This window comes from Rickettsia endosymbiont of Villa modesta (genome assembly GCF_964026485.1).
Taxonomy (GTDB): Bacteria; Pseudomonadota; Alphaproteobacteria; order Rickettsiales; family Rickettsiaceae; genus Rickettsia; species Rickettsia asembonensis.
The window spans coordinates 853,151-868,162 of sequence record NZ_OZ032157.1 but is presented as its reverse complement, the minus strand read 5'-3'; the positions used below and the strand labels follow the sequence as shown (position 1 = coordinate 868,162).

Here is a 15,012-nt window from a genome sequence, read left to right as displayed (position 1 = left end):
GACAATTTTTCATTTACTAGAGGTATATATTAATTTATTTTAACTTTATCTTGACAAAAACATTAACATACTCTAGAAACCATGTTTTATGGTTTTATTAATTAAATTAAAGGAGTAATAATTATGGCACCTGTATTAAATATAAACTTAAACTGTTTCATGCCTATATTTGCAAATGAAATGGTGAGTAGCTTACCTGGAAATACAAAACATACTATTTATAAGTTAGGCAATACTATACTTTCATCAGTATATAATACTGTTAAAGGAAGTTTCACTAACGGTTATTTAGTTGAGAATATAAAATGTAATTGGGCAGGGATCTCTAATCATTTAACAGATGTACCTAACGATTTATCAGCAGTAATTAGGGAGTGTACAGGCATTAAAATCCCTATAAAATCTATTGCTACTTATGGAAACAGTACTAGCGTTATTTTAGAAGAAGGTAAGCACTTACTTCAAAACACTACCTTAGTAGAATTAAAGGAATGCACTACCACTGAAGGCGAAGCTATTTTACAAGAGCATAATGCCAAAATGCTTGTTAATAATTTGAGAGATATTTTTAATCATTCGGAAATAACTTTGAAAAATGCTCAAGAAGCAGGGGTAGAAATTTTTAACTTATTGAATATACCAGTCAAATTTACTACTGATAATCTTAAGGTTATTCTAGATGCTTTCAACGTAACTTTGGACGATATATCCCCTACAGAAGTAGGTAAAAATATTTTAGATTTACTAAGTAAACCTTTCACTGAGGCAACCACTTCCACTACAGAAAAACCTAACGACGATACAAATGGCGATGGAACGTGGGGCTATGTTATTGGAACAGTAGGATTTATAGCAGCCTCATTGATGGTAGCTAAATATGGATGGGATAGGTATAAGGGAAAAAATATAAAAGATAAAAATTTAGAGTTAGAGAGTGAAAACATAAAGTTAGAGGGTAAAAACATACAGTTACAAAAGGATAATATAAATCTTAACACACTAATTGAATTTCAAGCTATATTAGATGAAATTATAGAAATTGGAAATTTAACAGATATACTTGCAATACTAAGCAAAACTAATCAAGATCCGATAAATTTACATGGTCAAGATTATGATATTTCTCTATTAAAATCAAAAATACAAGGTCTAGATAAAGCAATTATAAAGTTAAATTCTGTCTCTAACATATGTACTAATATAAATTCTTTAGGTAACACATTACATAAAATATGTGACCTTCTTAATGGAAAGGATACTTTTATTGCTATTAAATCTTTTGCAAATTTAATAAAAGAATCGAGGGAAATGGATATTAAATCCGCAGAACACCAAAACTGTCTTGAGAAAATATTCGAGACGCTACTTGGAATTGATGAAACCTCAAGCGGAGAATATACTTATATTTCAGAAGAGTTACAAAATCATGAAATGCCATTATTAGCCGATGTATCATCTAGCTCTTTAGTCATTAGTAGTATAGAACGTTGTTAGTATAATAACAAACCATCATTGACTTTTTAAAAGTTATCTATAAAATGATACTTGAAATAGCAAAATGCTATTTCGGGGCGTAAGAACCTCTTAATCAACGTGGTATTTGTGTCGACCATAAAAATGATGCAATCCTCGGCTTTATTCCGGTCGGGGTTATAATAGTTGTGTCCAAGGTTTAAAGCTTAAGCTTAGAACCTAAAGGCTATTATGGCTATCGTTGATGGTTTTCTTACTTCCCCGACCACCAAAGTTAAACTGCGGTGGTTGAAACTTGAGCAATTTAAGTTTAATCAATCGGGAGTAAATATGTCTGACCAAGATACTAAAACCATCTCAAAACTCATCATAGAATTTACTTTAAATGAAACTAAAAAAATCTAAGAGCCGAGATAGCAGATTTACTAGAAAGACCTATAACAAAAAGCGATATCGAAAGAATAGAACGCTTAGCAGAATTAGAAAAAATATTTAGTAATGATTTATAGCCTTGAAAATATCATCATCCCATTTTATTAACTACTTACTACCAAAATAAGCACTAAGATAATTTATAGTAACCATTATGATAAATAGTGCAAAACTGTAAAGTTCTATACCCGTTTCATCGTGTAATAAAGTCATTAATGCAGAGAGGTTGAATGCTTTAAAAGGAGGAAGAACATACATAATCACGCCCGCCAATATTAGCATGATTATTCCTAAAATAATACCTACTACATTAAATGCATTTATAAAAGCAATATTAACCTCCTTAATTAATTCGTGAGCAAATGAAGGCGGTAATTGTTGAGCAATAATTATTCCTTCACCGATTGAGTCACGAGCTATTTCTGCCATTGATACAGAAACACCGTTAGGGATGACTAGATTGTTACTATATATAAAGGAAGTGTTGAGAGATAAGAAATTAAGTAGAGAATTATAGGAAGGATATTTTTTTGGAAGAAATAGTGTTTAAAATTAAGATAATTTTTGTTCAGTATATTCTTTAACTTGAAAAGTTGGAAAATGAATATTTAGATGAGCGAATAATCAATGTTCTTATGGATAATTAATATCTAATACTACCAATTCTTCAGGTAAAAGAAGTATACCACTAAATACTTTATTGCTATTTGTACGTTTTGTATGACATATCGATAATTTAGTTGAATCTATGCAATAAATTCCTGTTTCCTCTCCTCTAAATAGTTGCAACATTATAACCAAGCGGTAGAATTAATCTTGACCATAATTGTATTATTCGACTATTACTTGGTAATTTAAAATAACCTCTATATTTATATGATAAGTGATATAAATAATAATTCTTAAAATCTTTGCACGGCGATATATAAAAATATAATACGATAGTTAAAAGCTCTGAAAGGCTTAAATTCCCTTCTCTCCGGCGTTTTCTATCTGTTGGTATTAATTTTTGCTTCTCCCATTCTTCATATATTTCACAAAAATTGTCTAGTATCTAAAATAAAGTTGTGATACATTTTTTCATTGTTGGGTTCTTGTTTTTTTGTTGAAAAACTTCAGTAACCCAACACTCTTAACTTGTAAATACTTTATTCTTATTCCATGCTTCTCTTCTTCCTTATCCTAAATTCGCGTTATAATATTAGCTAGCCGTTAAAACGGTTAAGCGTTTCAAATTAAAACATATAGCATTCATAAATTCCGAGAATTGATTTTTGGCAATACCAATATATCTGACACGTTTATTATCTTGTGAGAATACTCTGTCAAAAGGTGCTCTAATTTTTGTATACTTCTTTTACCTGAAGAATTGGTAGTATTAGATATTAATTATCCATAAGAACATTGATTATTCGCTCATCTAAATATTCATTTTCCAACTTTTCAAGTTAAAGAAGTATATAATATCTATCAAGGTCAAAATTTTTATCTTTCATGTTATTTTTCTTTACAGCACAAAGATGCACTTCTTGCCTAGTTGCTGTATCTTTGGTAGACTTTGTACAATATGCTTTATCTACATATGCAGCACCGGAGCGTGGCATAACGTGTTTAAAACCTTTGCTATCAGTAACATTTGCAGAGGTAACTGCAACCTTATTAATAATCCCTGATTGGATATCAACGCTAACATGTTTTTTATAACCATACCAAAACTTATTACCTCCTTTACAACCAATTTTAGCTTGTTTATCATTCGCAACTTTGGGCAAAGTCTCATTATTTAGCTTGTCATATTTTTGCTTCCTCAACTCATCACGTTCTGTCCAAAGACTAGCTTTTGAGATCAAATGAGAGGCATCTACAAAGGTAAATACCTCGCTCATATAACCTTGCTTTCGTAGTTGTTCTCTAAAGTTTGCAAATATTTTTGATAGTAAGTTAGTACCTATTTTCTTACGTATTTTACTAAACACACTATAATCTGGAGTCGTCTCTGTAAGAGCAAAATCACAAAACCATTTGCCGGCATTACTATCAGCGAAATAACGTTCTAATTCTCGATCAGATAAGTCTTCCATAAATTGTAGAAGTAAACATTTAAATAACCTCAATGCTCCATAGCCTTTATAATTAGCTTCAGTTTCTATCGCTAATAACTCTCTTTCAACTACTTTGAAATTAAATTAACTTTTAAATTTACGATATTGATGTTCCGGGCTAACTAATTCATCTAAACTGACCATTGTTATTTGATGCTCTGACATTTTTTACTTTCTTATTTTTTTATCACATTATAACCTTTTACTCTTCATAGCTCAACACTCCCTTTATAGTCATGCCGTCATAAAGAAGTCCTTCAAGAGCAGCTTCAGCCGAAGGATAGATTTTATTCATAAATTTAAAATTATTTAATATCTATTATTTAAGAAATTAGGAGGATTTTCAAAAGAAGTCAAGGATATAGACACGCTTAGTATATTAAAAAAATACTTTACAAATTTAAAATAGTATATATTATAGCTACTTATGATTAATAAAAATTAATGATACTATGAAATTAAATAAACTAAATTTAACTATTGCTGCTTGTCTTTTATATTCATCATCAGTATTAGCAACTGCATCAAATATTGATGACGATATAACAATTCAAGAAAATTCTAAAAAAATTATAGCTATGTAATTACCTATGATAAAGATATGTCCTCAAGAGCAAGTAGTGATGCTGCTATGTCATTGATTGAAGGTTATCGTCAATTAGATGATGCTATGTTTGCCGATTCAGATAATATAGCTATGAAAATCTTAAGTTATATTACAAGATTTACTGCTACGTCTTGGATTATGGTAGGTAATCATGAGATAGGCGGTCATGGAGCAAGAGCAAGAGAGTTTGACTTAAAAGTAACAAAATATGAAGTAGATCCTTTGAGGGTACAACATATTTTAAAACTAAAGATTTTAATTCTTTGCAAGTTCATAAGCAAATTGCTATAGATACAGGTGGGATTCAAGCAAGCTATTTGTTATCTGAAAATATTAAAGATAGATATATGACAAGTAACAAAATTAATCCTACTTACGGTATAGGTTATTTATGGACAAGACTAGATCAAGCAAGTTATATTTTTAGTACTAAGTTTGACGGTAAAGATAAAGATGGTAATGATATAAATGCATATGTAAAAGCGATTAACTCCATATACGGTAAAAATTATATTACTAAAAATAAAATTCGTTCATATGCTTATTTAGATTTATTTGATCCGTTTTTAGTTTATTCAGGTTATTCATTTGTAATGAATACTAACTTAAATGATATTCCTATGATTGAATTAGGACCGGTTAAATATTTACCTGCGACTAGAGCGATACTTGCTCCATACGGTTTGGAGCGTGGTTTAGTTAACCATTTTGTTGTTGATAATAAATATATTCAAGTTAATATTAATTACGGCAAAAATCAGAAATTTAAGTCTTACGGTGTTGGAGTTAAAGCTAATAACCTAGTCAAATTTGATTTTGTCGGTTTAGGTTTAGAAGCGGCATTTTGGAATCAGCCTAAAATGTTAACCGCTACTCCTTTAAAAGAGAGCTGTAAGCAAGGCGGACTTGGGGCAGTTAATTTTGAGCTTAGCTTAAATGAAACATTTAAGATAGTGGGCTCAGGCGGTTACAAAACAGCGGGATTTATCGAAGGTATGCCTTTAAAATCTTCAGCTATAGTTAGAGCAGGACTAAAATTAGATTTATAAGCATTTCAAAAAACGTCATTGCGAAGCGTTGCCTGCGTGGACCGAAAAATCCGTTCGGTGTCACCCCGTGGCTTGACCACGGGGTCCAGTTAAAATACTAAAATTATTAGTATTTTTTATTGTTTTTTGGATGCCGCGGTCAAGCCGCGGTATGACAACGAACAACATGTTTATTCCGGATGATTTCCTAAATCCCCCATAACATCTGTTTCGTTCTTTTCTGCAAGCGAAACTATATTATCCGGGTGAGTAAGGTGAAAATTCTTAAAAAATTCACTCTTGTATAATTTTTCATCTCTTTGACATATCAAATCTTTAATTTCTCCCCCTTTCTCCATAGCTATATTAAATGCTTCTTGATCTAAATTGACATATCGATAAAATTAATCATTTCAAACATTAATTTTTTTAAATCTTCTACATTATCTTCATCCATTGCTGTTTGGAATTTACTTCCTAATTCGTTAGCTTCATTCTGCATGAATACAGTAGCTGAATTTCCTTGTTGATTAGTTAATATGTTAACCTCTATTTAATTTTTTTATAAAATAGCAAACAAATATAATCATGTAAACTAAAAATTCTTATTAATTTTCTTAGCAAAATAATTTAGAATATCTTGATTTATCAGAAGTGTATACCTCTAGTAAATGAAAAATTGTCAAAGAAGTCAGCAAGTGTTATTAAGTAAGAATGGATTTATAGAAAATTAACATCAGTAGAAAAAGAAGAATTAAAGCTTTACCATAGAAGCGAAAGGGATAAGAGGATTTGTGATAGAATCAAAGCTGTTTTCATGTATGATGATAGCTATAGTATTGATGAGATATCGAAAGTGTTATTACTGAGTGATGGGGAGGGATAAGAAAACATTTAATAGATTATCATAATGCTCAGAAGCTTAAGCCTGGAAATGGCGGTAGTGATAGTAACCTTACTAGACAGGAGGAAGCAGAGTTAATAGTTCATCTAGAAAATAATAATTATGTGTATGCTAGAGATATAGGTTTGTTCATAGAACGTCAATATGGAGTAATCTATACATTAGCTGGGGTAATCAAGCTGTTACACAGACTTGGTTTTAGTTATCAGAAACCTAAGTTAATTCCTGGAAAAATAGATTTAGCTAAGCAAGAGGAATTTAAGCTGCAATATAGTTTGCTAAAAAATAATTTAGCTAAAGATGAGTCTATTTATTTTATGGATAGTGTTCATCCTCAATACCAAACTCGAGCAAGATTTGGTTGGATTAGAAAGAATGTAGTTAAAACATTACCAAGTTTCAGTGGTTGGAAGCGTAAACATATTATTGGTGCTATTAATCTTAAGGATTTAGAGGTAGTAACAACTGACAATCCTAAGGTTAATGGTGATTATATTATTGAATTTTTAAAGGAATTAGAAGCAAATAATCAAGATAAAAGTAAGATTTATTTGATATGCGATAATGCTGGATATCATAGGTCAAAAAAGGTAAAAGAATATCTACAATACAGTAAAATAGAGTTACTATTTTTGCCAGCATATAGTCCTAATTTGAATCCAATTGAACGACTGTGGAAATTTATGCATTCTGTTGTAAGTAACAATAAATTTTATGCGAATTTTGAGACATTTACTGATTCTATACGAATATTTTTTGAAAATATTGAAAAATATAAAAATAAAATTTCTTCATTGGTAAATGACAATTTTCAAACCATTGTGCCTAATCATTTTAACAACTCTTCATGTTGAAGAAGTATATATGCTAACTATTCTAGAAAAATTCTTATTTGCTCCTGTAAAAACGTTCATCAATATACGTGAAGATACCGTATCGGCTCTTAAGAGGCTTGGTATTAATAATATTCGTGATGTATTATTTTATCTACCTGTTTCATATCAAAATAAAATATTATCGCCTAATTTAACTGAGGTTAGGGACGGTGAAATAATCCAAACGGAAATTATAATTGAGAGCATTAATTTACCAAAGAAAAGTAATCAGCCTTTAAAAATTACAGCTAGCAATGATACCGGTTCTTTGTTATTAGTGTTTTTTCATAAGCCCTCTCCATTCATCTTCAATAAATTAACAGTTGGAACAAAGCATATTATTAGCGGTAAAGTACAATTTTTTGATCATCACTTACAAATTTCGCATCCTGAATTTATTACGAATCCTAAACTCGCAAAAGAAATAGAGCCGATTTATTCCCTGACATATTTACTGAGTAACAAGCAGCTATATTCATATATCATAAAAGCAATAGAGATATTTGAAGAGAAGTGTAAGAGTATAGAAGATAAAGAGGTAAAGGATTATTTGGATGTTATATTGCAGAATTTGAAAATGTTGCATGTAAGTGAGGCTGTCATACCGTGGCTTGACCACGGTATCCAGGAAAAAATTAAAAAAGACTGGATCCCGCGATCAAGTCGCGGGATGACAACCCCAAGCAATACAATAAAGCCACGGGATGACACCGGCGCTGCCAAAAAACAGCTAGCAGCCAAGGAACTTATCGCTAATCAAATATCTCTTTTTAATGTACGTACGCAAATAGCAGGTAAACAAGGTAATATTTACCCTAAAGCTGTAGCTATACAAGCAAATATATTAAATGAGTTAGGGTTTGAGCTAACTTCTTATCAAAAGCAGGTTATAGAAGAAATAGAGCTTGATCAAAGCGATAAAGTAGAAATGATGAGATTACTGCAAGGCGATGTTGGCTCCGGTAAAACTTTGGTAGCTTTGCTGACGATGGTAAATACGGTAGAAGCAGGGTTTCAAGCAACGCTTATGGCTCCAACCGATTTGCTTGCCAATCAGCATTATGAGTTTTTTGTTAAAGCTTTAAAAAATACTAATATAAGAGTCGGATTACTTACAGGTAAAATACTGGGGGCAGCTCGTAAAAATATTATGATACAACTTGAAAACGGTGAGATTGATATATTAGTCGGTACTCATGCGTTATTTCAAGAGAAAGTAAGTTTTAAGAAGCTAGGTTATATAGTGATTGATGAGCAGCATAGATTTGGAGTGCAGCAGCGTTTGAATCTAATAAATAAAGGAGTAAATCCTGATGTATTAGTCATGACTGCAACACCGATTCCAAGAAGTTTAGCACTTACTATGTTTGGTGATATGACTATCTCGAAGCTAACGGGTAAGCCGAAGAATCGTTTGCCTATCGCTACGAACACCATGTCAGTTAATAAGATAGAACATATTATCGAAGCGATAAATAAGAAGCTTATAGCAGGTGAGCGGGTATATTGGATATGTCCATTGATAGAGCAGGGAAAACCCCTTGATGTCATACCGCGGTCAAGCCAGCGTTGTCGTATGGTTCACTCCCACCATTGTCATCCCGCGACTCGATCGCGGGATCCAGTTAAAAATACTAACAGTATCAGTAGTTCTAGTTATTTTTTGGATCCCGTGGACAAGCCACGGGATAACACCGAACGGGTCTCTCGAACCATGCAACAATGTCAGTCAAGCCACGGGATGACAATGGAGGAGGAAGAGGATGGTTTATTAATGGATGTGATGAATCGTTTTAACTCTATCGAAAATATATATCAGGGTTATACCGGTATTATTCACGGTAAGATGAAGGACGAGCAGAAAAACCAAATAATGAAGCAGTTTAAGGAAGGTAAAATTAAGATATTAGTTGCAACAACCGTCATTGAAGTCGGAATAGACGTACCTGAAGCAACTTTAATTGTTATCGAAAACGCTGAGCAGTTTGGTCTCGCTCAACTTCATCAGCTTAGAGGTAGAGTAGGGCGAGGCTCTTTGCAGTCATATTGTATATTGCTCTATAATCCTAAAAGGCTTGGAAAAGTTGCACGAGGTAGGTTTGAGATAATGAAACAAACTAATGATGGATTTTATATCGCTGAACAGGATTTAAAACTTCGAGGTAGCGGTGAGATTTTAGGAGTAAAACAAAGCGGTGAAATGGAGTTTTTCTTTGCTGATTTGGCGGAAGATTATGATCTATTACTTAAAGCTCATAAATTTGCGGAAATAGGTTCAAAAGGTAATTTAAATTTTGTTAACTTTCAGATAAAGCTCTTCGCCAAATCGCAAGTAAGTGAGTTGGTTTAGGTTTAGTGATTTTCGTCATTGCGAGAAGAATTACGTAGTAATCAAGGCGAAGCAATCTTAGGAAGTTTGACAAGATTGCCACGTCGTGACTATGTCCCTCCTCGCAAGGCATTGTTGCGTAGACCGTTAAAACCTACTGTGTTACCCCGTGGCTTGACCACGGGGTCCATAAAAACAATAAAAATACTAATAACTTTAGTATCTTTAACTGGATCCCGTGGTCAAGCCACGGGATGACAGAGGTAAAACTGATCCACGCAACAAGACCTCCTCGCAATGACGGGGTGGTATCCACGCAATAATGCTTTGCGAGGAGCAAAGCGACGTGGCAATCTAGTTTTAATTTCCTGAGATTGCTACACTCCTTTTAGTCGCTTGCAATGACGATTTTTAGTCACTCAATAATGCTTTCGTAGGATTTAATTACTTTCTAGTATTTCTCCTGTCATATGAGTAGCATCATCATAATATGAAAGATTATAAGGTGGAGGAGAATCTAAATCTAAAGTATTTGAATCTATTTTGTTAGCAGAGGCTTGAATTACTATTTTATTAAGATCATGAAGCTCTGCTATTTTATGATAAAGAATTTTTGAAATTTTTTTATTGTCTGCTACTGCAGCAATCTCATAAATTGTATGACCGCTATTATTAGGGGAGTGTTGAGCTATGAAGAGTAAAAGGTTATAATGTGATAAAAAAATAAGAAAGTAAAAAATGTCAGAGCATCAAATAACAATGGTCAGTTTAGATGAATTAGTTAGCCCGGAACATCAATATCGTAAATTTAAAAGTTAATTTAATTTCAAAGCAGTTGCAAGAGAGTTATTAGCGATAGAAACTGAAGCTAATTATAAAGGCTATGGAGCATTGAGGTTATTTAAATGTTTACTTCTACAATTTATGGAAGACTTATCTGATCGAGAATTAGAACGTTATTTGGCTGATAGTAATGCCGGCAAATGGTTTTGTGATTTTGCTCTTACAGAGACGACTCCAGATTATAGTGTGTTTAGTAAAATACGTAAGAAAATAGGTACTAACTTACTATCAAAAATATTTGCAAACTTTAGAGAACAACTACGAAAGCAAGGTTATATGAGCGAGGTATTTACCTTTGTAGATGCCTCTCATTTGATCTCAAAAGCTAGTCTTTGGACAGAACGTGATGAGTTGAGGAAGCAAAAATATGACAAGCTAAATAATGAGACTTTGCCCAAAGTTGCGAATGATAAACAAGCTAAAATTGGTTGTAAAGGAGGTAATAAGTTTTGGTATGGTTATAAAAAACATGTTAGCGTTGATATCCAATCAGGGATTATTAATAAGGTTGCAGTTGCCTCTGCAAATGTTACTGATAGCAAAGGTTTTAAACACGTTATGCCACGCTCCGGTGCTGCATATGTAGATAAAGCATATTGTACAAAGTCTACCAAAGATACAGCAACTAGGCAAGAAGTGCATCTTTGTGCTGTAAAGAAAAATAACATGAAAGATAAAAGTTTTGACCTTGATAGATATTATACAAAAATTAGAGCACCTTTTGAAAGAGTATTCTCACAAGATAATAAACGTGTCAGATATATTGGTATTGCCAAAAATCAATTCTCGGAATTTATGAATGCTATATGTTTTAATTTGAAACGCTTAACCGTTTTAACGGCTAGCTAATATTATAATGGATAACGGTTCTGTCAGATTCTTTGTGTAAGTACGATTTCGCCATTTGTCCAATTTTGTAAATTAGTATCACAAAGGATTGCAAATTGATTTAAAGCCATTGCCCAATTCTTAATAGGCATTGTCCATTTTTTAGAGGCATTTGTCAATGCCAAAAAGATTATTTTCTGCATTGATTTATCATCTGGAAATACTCCCTTATTTTTAATAATTTTACGAATTTGACGGTTAGTGGATTCAATAGCATTAGTAGTGTAAATCGCCTTTCTAATGTCTTCTAGAAAGCTAAAAAATGGAGCTATGCCAGACCAATTTCGTTGCCATATATCAAAAATAACTGGATATTTTTCATCCCATTTTTTGGCAAAGTTTTGTAATTCTCTCAATCCCTCTGCTTCATTTATTGCAGAATAAACTGCCTTTAAATCAGCTGTTACCGATTTTAAATCTTTGTATGATACGTATTTTACAGAATTTCTTACCATATGCACAATACACAACTGTACTATGGTTCTTGGAAAAATACTATTTATCGCCTCTGGAAAACCTTTAAGACCATCAACACATGCAACATATATTTGTTCAACTCCTCGATTCTTCAGTTCTGTTACTACCTGCATCCAAAATTTAGAACCCTCATTCTTACCTATCCAAATACCTAATAGCTCCTTCTTGCCTCCCATATTAACTCCTATAGCCATATATATTGCTTTATTTATTATTACATGCGTATCTCTTGCTTTAACATGAATACAATCTAAGTACATTATAGGATATATACTTCTTTAACTTGAAAAGTTGGAAAATGAATATTTAGATGAGCGAATAATCAATGTTCTTATGGATAATTAATATCTAATACTACCAATTCTTCAGGTAAAAGAAGTATACACTATCAAGTGCTCTATTCTGCCAGGCAGTAACTTCCTCTAAAATACCATCAGTTACCTTTGATATTAACTCAGATGATACCTTGGTAGCATATAGTTCTTCTAAGTGTCCTTGTATTTCCCTAATGGTCATTCCCCTAGCATATAAGGATATTACTTTATCATCAAATCCTTCAAATTTTCGTACTCCTTTTGGAATGAGTTGAGGTTCAAATTCTCCATCCCGATCCCTTGGCACTTCTACTGTCAATTTACGACCTTCAGGATCTATTAAAGTCTTTTCATAATTGCCATTACGTCTATTCTCTGACTCCTTGGCATTCTTAGAATGCTTCTCATAACCTATATGAGATTCCATTTCTTTCTCTAAAATCTTATTTACTATCTGCTTTTTAAATTCCTGAAATATCCCTTCTTTGCCAAATATCTCAGATGGATCACTTTGTGATAGTATTTCTGATACTACTTTTTCTATAGTCGGATTTGATACTTTGCTCTTATTCTTCATATTAGCCTCATGTAAGTTGTTTTAATTAATTTTATTCTTAACTATTTTTACAACTTACACAAACTTTCTGACACCCTCTATAGAATCAGTAAATGTCTCAAAATTCGCATAAAATTTATTGTTACTTACAACAGAATGCATAAATTTCCACAGTCGTTCAATTGGATTCAAATTAGGACTATATGCTGGCAAAAATAGTAACTCTATTTTACTGTATTGTAGATATTCTTTTACCTTTTTTGACCTATGATATCCAGCATTATCGCATATCAAATAAATCTTACTTTTATCTTGATTATTTGCTTCTAATTCCTTTAAAAATTCAATAATATAATCACCATTAACCTTAGGATTGTCAGTTGTTACTACCTCTAAATCCTTAAGATTAATAGCACCAACAATATGTTTACGCTTCCAACCACTGAAACTTGGTAATGTTTTAACTACATTCTTTCTAATCCAACCAAATCTTGCTCGAGTTTGGTATTGAGGATGAACACTATCCATAAAATAAATAGACTCATCTTTAGCTAAATTATTTTTTAGCAAACTATATTGCAGCTTAAATTCCTCTTGCTTAGCTAAATCTATTTTTCCAGGAATTAACTTAGGTTTCTGATAACTAAAACCAAGTCTGTGTAATAGCTTGATTACCCCAGCTAATGTATAGATTACTCCATATTGACGTTCTATGAACAAACCTATATCTCTAGCATACACATAATTATTATTTTCTAGATGAACTATTAACTCTGCTTCCTCCTGTCTAGTAAGTTTACTATCACTACCGCCATTTCCAGGCTTAAGCTTCTGAGCATTATGATAATCTATTAAATGTTTTCTTATCCCTGCATCACTCAGTAATAACACTTTCGATATCTCATCAATACTATAGCTATCATCATACATGAGAACAGCTTTGATTCTATCACAAATCCTCTTATCCCTTTCGCTTCTATGGTAAAGCTTTAATTCTTCTTTTTCTACTGATGTTAATTTTCTATAAATCCATTCTTACTTAGTAACACTTGCTGACTTCTTTGACAATTTTTCATTTACTAGAGGTATATATGATATGAATAAATCGAGTAAAAAAGAGGAAAATCAAGTATTTGGACGAATTTTTATCCAAAAATCAAGAGCAAAGCTAGGACTCGGTGATGTTACCGAAGCTCTAGAATATGCCAAAAAAGCTAAAGCAATTTTCTTTAATGATCCAACTAGACCTAATAACGCCAGTTTAGGATAAGAAGAGTTTAAGATTATCGAAAAAAGAGTTTAAAATATTAGTTTTAGTAATATTAAAAGCATTAACACAAGCTAGAATATGAACTAAAAAATTAGTAGGTGATCGATGCCTTGAGTGTTCAAGATTCATATTATTTTTTAGGACATTAAATACTGACTCAACCAACGACCTTTTTCTAAGCTGTATTTTATCTTCCATTTCCAATAAATGATTCTTCATATCTTTTCTAATTCCTGTAAATAAGCGTAATCCACGACCTAATAATTTAGTAAATAATTCCTTAGAAATATATCCCTTATCACCAAAGAGTTTACCTTGTAATCCATCAGTTATATCGTCTGCTACCGATAAATCACTATTATTTGCTTTGGTAATTTTGATCGCCATAATCGCTCCCTTATTGTTAATTACTATATGCAACTTAAACCCCATAAACCATCCATAACTACTCATCCCTATTTTAGCTATATACTTCTTTAACTTGAAAAGTTGGAAAATGAATATTTAGATGAGCGAATAATCAATGTTCTTATGGATAATTAATATCTAATACTACCAATTCTTCAGGTAAAAGAAGTATATAATAAGATTCTTGTGCTTTTAGGATAAAACCGTTTGAGGCATAGAAATCTCCTTTAATATCAATCAAGGTAAGGATTATTAATGGATGTCATTCCTGCGGAAGCAGGAATCCAGTGCTTTTCACTGTCACCCCGTGGCTTGACCACGGGGGCCACAAAAACAATAAAAAATACTAATAATTTTAGTATTTTTAACTGGATCCCGTGGTCAAGCCACGGGATGACATTTCACTTTTTTCTGGATTCCCGCTTTTAGCTAGGAATGACATAGAGAGCATTTACCGGTCTACGCAACAATGCTTCACGGGAATGACATAAAACAAACCATGCGGG

At 32.3% G+C, this 15,012-nt stretch carries 16 protein-coding genes and 3 pseudogenes; 9 read left to right on the top strand and 10 right to left on the bottom strand.

Annotated elements, in window-relative coordinates:
- Positions 1–123: 123 nt before the first annotated feature.
- Positions 124–1,494 (top strand): SrfE family effector protein, encoded by a 1,371-nt coding sequence (gene srfE / locus AC5584_RS05005; RefSeq protein WP_499216060.1) that lies wholly within the window; start codon positions 124–126, stop codon positions 1,492–1,494.
- Positions 1,495–1,704: 210 nt separating this feature from the next.
- On the top strand, positions 1,705–1,878 hold the full coding sequence (locus AC5584_RS05000; protein ID WP_499216059.1) for a hypothetical protein: 174 nt from the start codon (positions 1,705–1,707) through the stop codon (positions 1,876–1,878).
- 135 nt (positions 1,879–2,013) lie between these two features.
- On the opposite strand, the gene AC5584_RS04995 is transcribed toward AC5584_RS05000, so the two are convergent.
- The 4 genes and pseudogenes from AC5584_RS04995 to AC5584_RS04980 all read right to left on the bottom strand — a co-directional run.
- Positions 2,014–2,334: a hypothetical protein gene (locus AC5584_RS04995; RefSeq protein ID WP_499216058.1), complete on the bottom strand. Its 321-nt coding sequence runs from the start codon at positions 2,332–2,334 to the stop codon at positions 2,014–2,016.
- A gap of 258 nt (positions 2,335–2,592) precedes the next feature.
- Positions 2,593–2,959: pseudogene (locus AC5584_RS04990) on the bottom strand (transposase); the annotation flags it as partial.
- A gap of 394 nt (positions 2,960–3,353) precedes the next feature.
- On the bottom strand, positions 3,354–4,055 hold the full coding sequence (locus AC5584_RS04985) for a transposase (protein ID WP_499216907.1): 702 nt from the start codon (positions 4,053–4,055) through the stop codon (positions 3,354–3,356).
- A gap of 181 nt (positions 4,056–4,236) precedes the next feature.
- A pseudogene (locus tag AC5584_RS04980) lies at positions 4,237–4,302 on the bottom strand (CoA transferase subunit A); the annotation flags it as partial.
- 306 nt (positions 4,303–4,608) lie between these two features.
- On the opposite strand from AC5584_RS04980, the gene AC5584_RS04975 reads away from it, so the two are divergent.
- Positions 4,609–4,905, top strand: coding sequence for a hypothetical protein (locus AC5584_RS04975; protein ID WP_499216057.1), 297 nt, complete (start codon positions 4,609–4,611; stop codon positions 4,903–4,905).
- Complete coding sequence (locus tag AC5584_RS04970; RefSeq protein WP_499216056.1) at positions 4,878–5,663, top strand: hypothetical protein; 786 nt, start codon at positions 4,878–4,880, stop codon at positions 5,661–5,663. Before AC5584_RS04975 ends, AC5584_RS04970 begins: the two co-directional genes overlap by 28 nt.
- A gap of 170 nt (positions 5,664–5,833) precedes the next feature.
- On the opposite strand, the gene AC5584_RS04965 is transcribed toward AC5584_RS04970, so the two are convergent.
- Positions 5,834–6,001: a hypothetical protein gene (locus AC5584_RS04965; RefSeq protein WP_499216055.1), complete on the bottom strand. Its 168-nt coding sequence runs from the start codon at positions 5,999–6,001 to the stop codon at positions 5,834–5,836.
- 523 nt (positions 6,002–6,524) lie between these two features.
- Here AC5584_RS04965 and AC5584_RS04960 point away from each other — a divergent pair.
- A complete protein-coding gene (locus AC5584_RS04960; RefSeq protein ID WP_499216984.1) occupies positions 6,525–7,400 on the top strand; it encodes an IS630 family transposase in 876 nt (291 codons plus the stop codon).
- 10 nt (positions 7,401–7,410) lie between these two features.
- Positions 7,411–9,771, top strand: coding sequence for a DEAD/DEAH box helicase (locus tag AC5584_RS04955; RefSeq protein WP_499216054.1), 2,361 nt, complete (start codon positions 7,411–7,413; stop codon positions 9,769–9,771).
- Between the two features lie 133 nt (positions 9,772–9,904).
- On the opposite strand, the gene AC5584_RS04950 is transcribed toward AC5584_RS04955, so the two are convergent.
- Complete coding sequence (locus tag AC5584_RS04950; protein ID WP_499216053.1) at positions 9,905–10,066, bottom strand: hypothetical protein; 162 nt, start codon at positions 10,064–10,066, stop codon at positions 9,905–9,907.
- A 539-nt stretch (positions 10,067–10,605) separates the two neighbouring features.
- On the opposite strand from AC5584_RS04950, the gene AC5584_RS04945 reads away from it, so the two are divergent.
- A complete protein-coding gene (locus AC5584_RS04945; protein WP_499216983.1) occupies positions 10,606–11,442 on the top strand; it encodes a transposase in 837 nt (278 codons plus the stop codon).
- A gap of 23 nt (positions 11,443–11,465) precedes the next feature.
- On the opposite strand, the gene AC5584_RS04940 is transcribed toward AC5584_RS04945, so the two are convergent.
- The 3 genes from AC5584_RS04940 to AC5584_RS04930 form a co-directional block, all read right to left on the bottom strand.
- Positions 11,466–12,218 carry an IS256 family transposase gene (locus tag AC5584_RS04940; protein WP_499216052.1) on the bottom strand — a complete coding sequence of 251 codons (753 nt, stop codon included), beginning with the start codon at positions 12,216–12,218 and terminating at the stop codon, positions 11,466–11,468.
- Between the two features lie 94 nt (positions 12,219–12,312).
- Complete coding sequence (locus AC5584_RS04935; protein ID WP_499215983.1) at positions 12,313–12,849, bottom strand: transposase; 537 nt, start codon at positions 12,847–12,849, stop codon at positions 12,313–12,315.
- Positions 12,850–12,903: 54 nt separating this feature from the next.
- Positions 12,904–13,773, bottom strand: coding sequence for an IS630 family transposase (locus AC5584_RS04930; protein ID WP_499216982.1), 870 nt, complete (start codon positions 13,771–13,773; stop codon positions 12,904–12,906).
- Between the two features lie 151 nt (positions 13,774–13,924).
- Here AC5584_RS04930 and AC5584_RS04925 point away from each other — a divergent pair, with 151 nt between their 5' ends.
- The gene (locus AC5584_RS04925) at positions 13,925–14,098 is read left to right on the top strand and encodes a hypothetical protein (protein WP_499216051.1); all 174 of its coding nucleotides are present in this window, start codon (positions 13,925–13,927) and stop codon (positions 14,096–14,098) included.
- Here AC5584_RS04925 and AC5584_RS04920 read toward each other — a convergent pair.
- Positions 14,090–14,563, bottom strand: a pseudogene (locus AC5584_RS04920) (IS982 family transposase); the annotation flags it as partial. The gene AC5584_RS04925 and the pseudogene AC5584_RS04920 sit on opposite strands and share 9 nt — an antisense overlap.
- Positions 14,564–14,761: 198 nt before the next feature.
- Between AC5584_RS04920 and AC5584_RS04915 the strand changes: the two are divergent.
- Positions 14,762–14,935, top strand: coding sequence for a hypothetical protein (locus AC5584_RS04915; RefSeq protein WP_499216050.1), 174 nt, complete (start codon positions 14,762–14,764; stop codon positions 14,933–14,935).
- The last annotated feature ends 77 nt before the right edge of the window (positions 14,936–15,012 follow it).

What these genes read in the sequence shown, in the direction of transcription:
- srfE (WP_499216060.1), top strand. Translation starts at nt 124, where the DNA reads ATGGCACCTGTATTAAATATAAACTTAAACTGTTTCATGCCTATATTT.
- AC5584_RS05000 (WP_499216059.1), top strand. Translation starts at nt 1,705, where the DNA reads ATGGCTATCGTTGATGGTTTTCTTACTTCCCCGACCACCAAAGTTAAA.
- AC5584_RS04995 (WP_499216058.1), bottom strand. Translation starts at nt 2,334, where the DNA reads ATGGCAGAAATAGCTCGTGACTCAATCGGTGAAGGAATAATTATTGCT.
- AC5584_RS04975 (WP_499216057.1), top strand. Translation starts at nt 4,609, where the DNA reads ATGTCCTCAAGAGCAAGTAGTGATGCTGCTATGTCATTGATTGAAGGT.
- AC5584_RS04965 (WP_499216055.1), bottom strand. Translation starts at nt 6,001, where the DNA reads ATGGAGAAAGGGGGAGAAATTAAAGATTTGATATGTCAAAGAGATGAA.
- AC5584_RS04955 (WP_499216054.1), top strand. Translation starts at nt 7,411, where the DNA reads ATGCTAACTATTCTAGAAAAATTCTTATTTGCTCCTGTAAAAACGTTC.
- AC5584_RS04940 (WP_499216052.1), bottom strand. Translation starts at nt 12,218, where the DNA reads ATGTACTTAGATTGTATTCATGTTAAAGCAAGAGATACGCATGTAATA.
- AC5584_RS04935 (WP_499215983.1), bottom strand. Translation starts at nt 12,849, where the DNA reads ATGAAGAATAAGAGCAAAGTATCAAATCCGACTATAGAAAAAGTAGTA.
- AC5584_RS04925 (WP_499216051.1), top strand. Translation starts at nt 13,925, where the DNA reads ATGAATAAATCGAGTAAAAAAGAGGAAAATCAAGTATTTGGACGAATT.
- AC5584_RS04915 (WP_499216050.1), top strand. Translation starts at nt 14,762, where the DNA reads ATGGATGTCATTCCTGCGGAAGCAGGAATCCAGTGCTTTTCACTGTCA.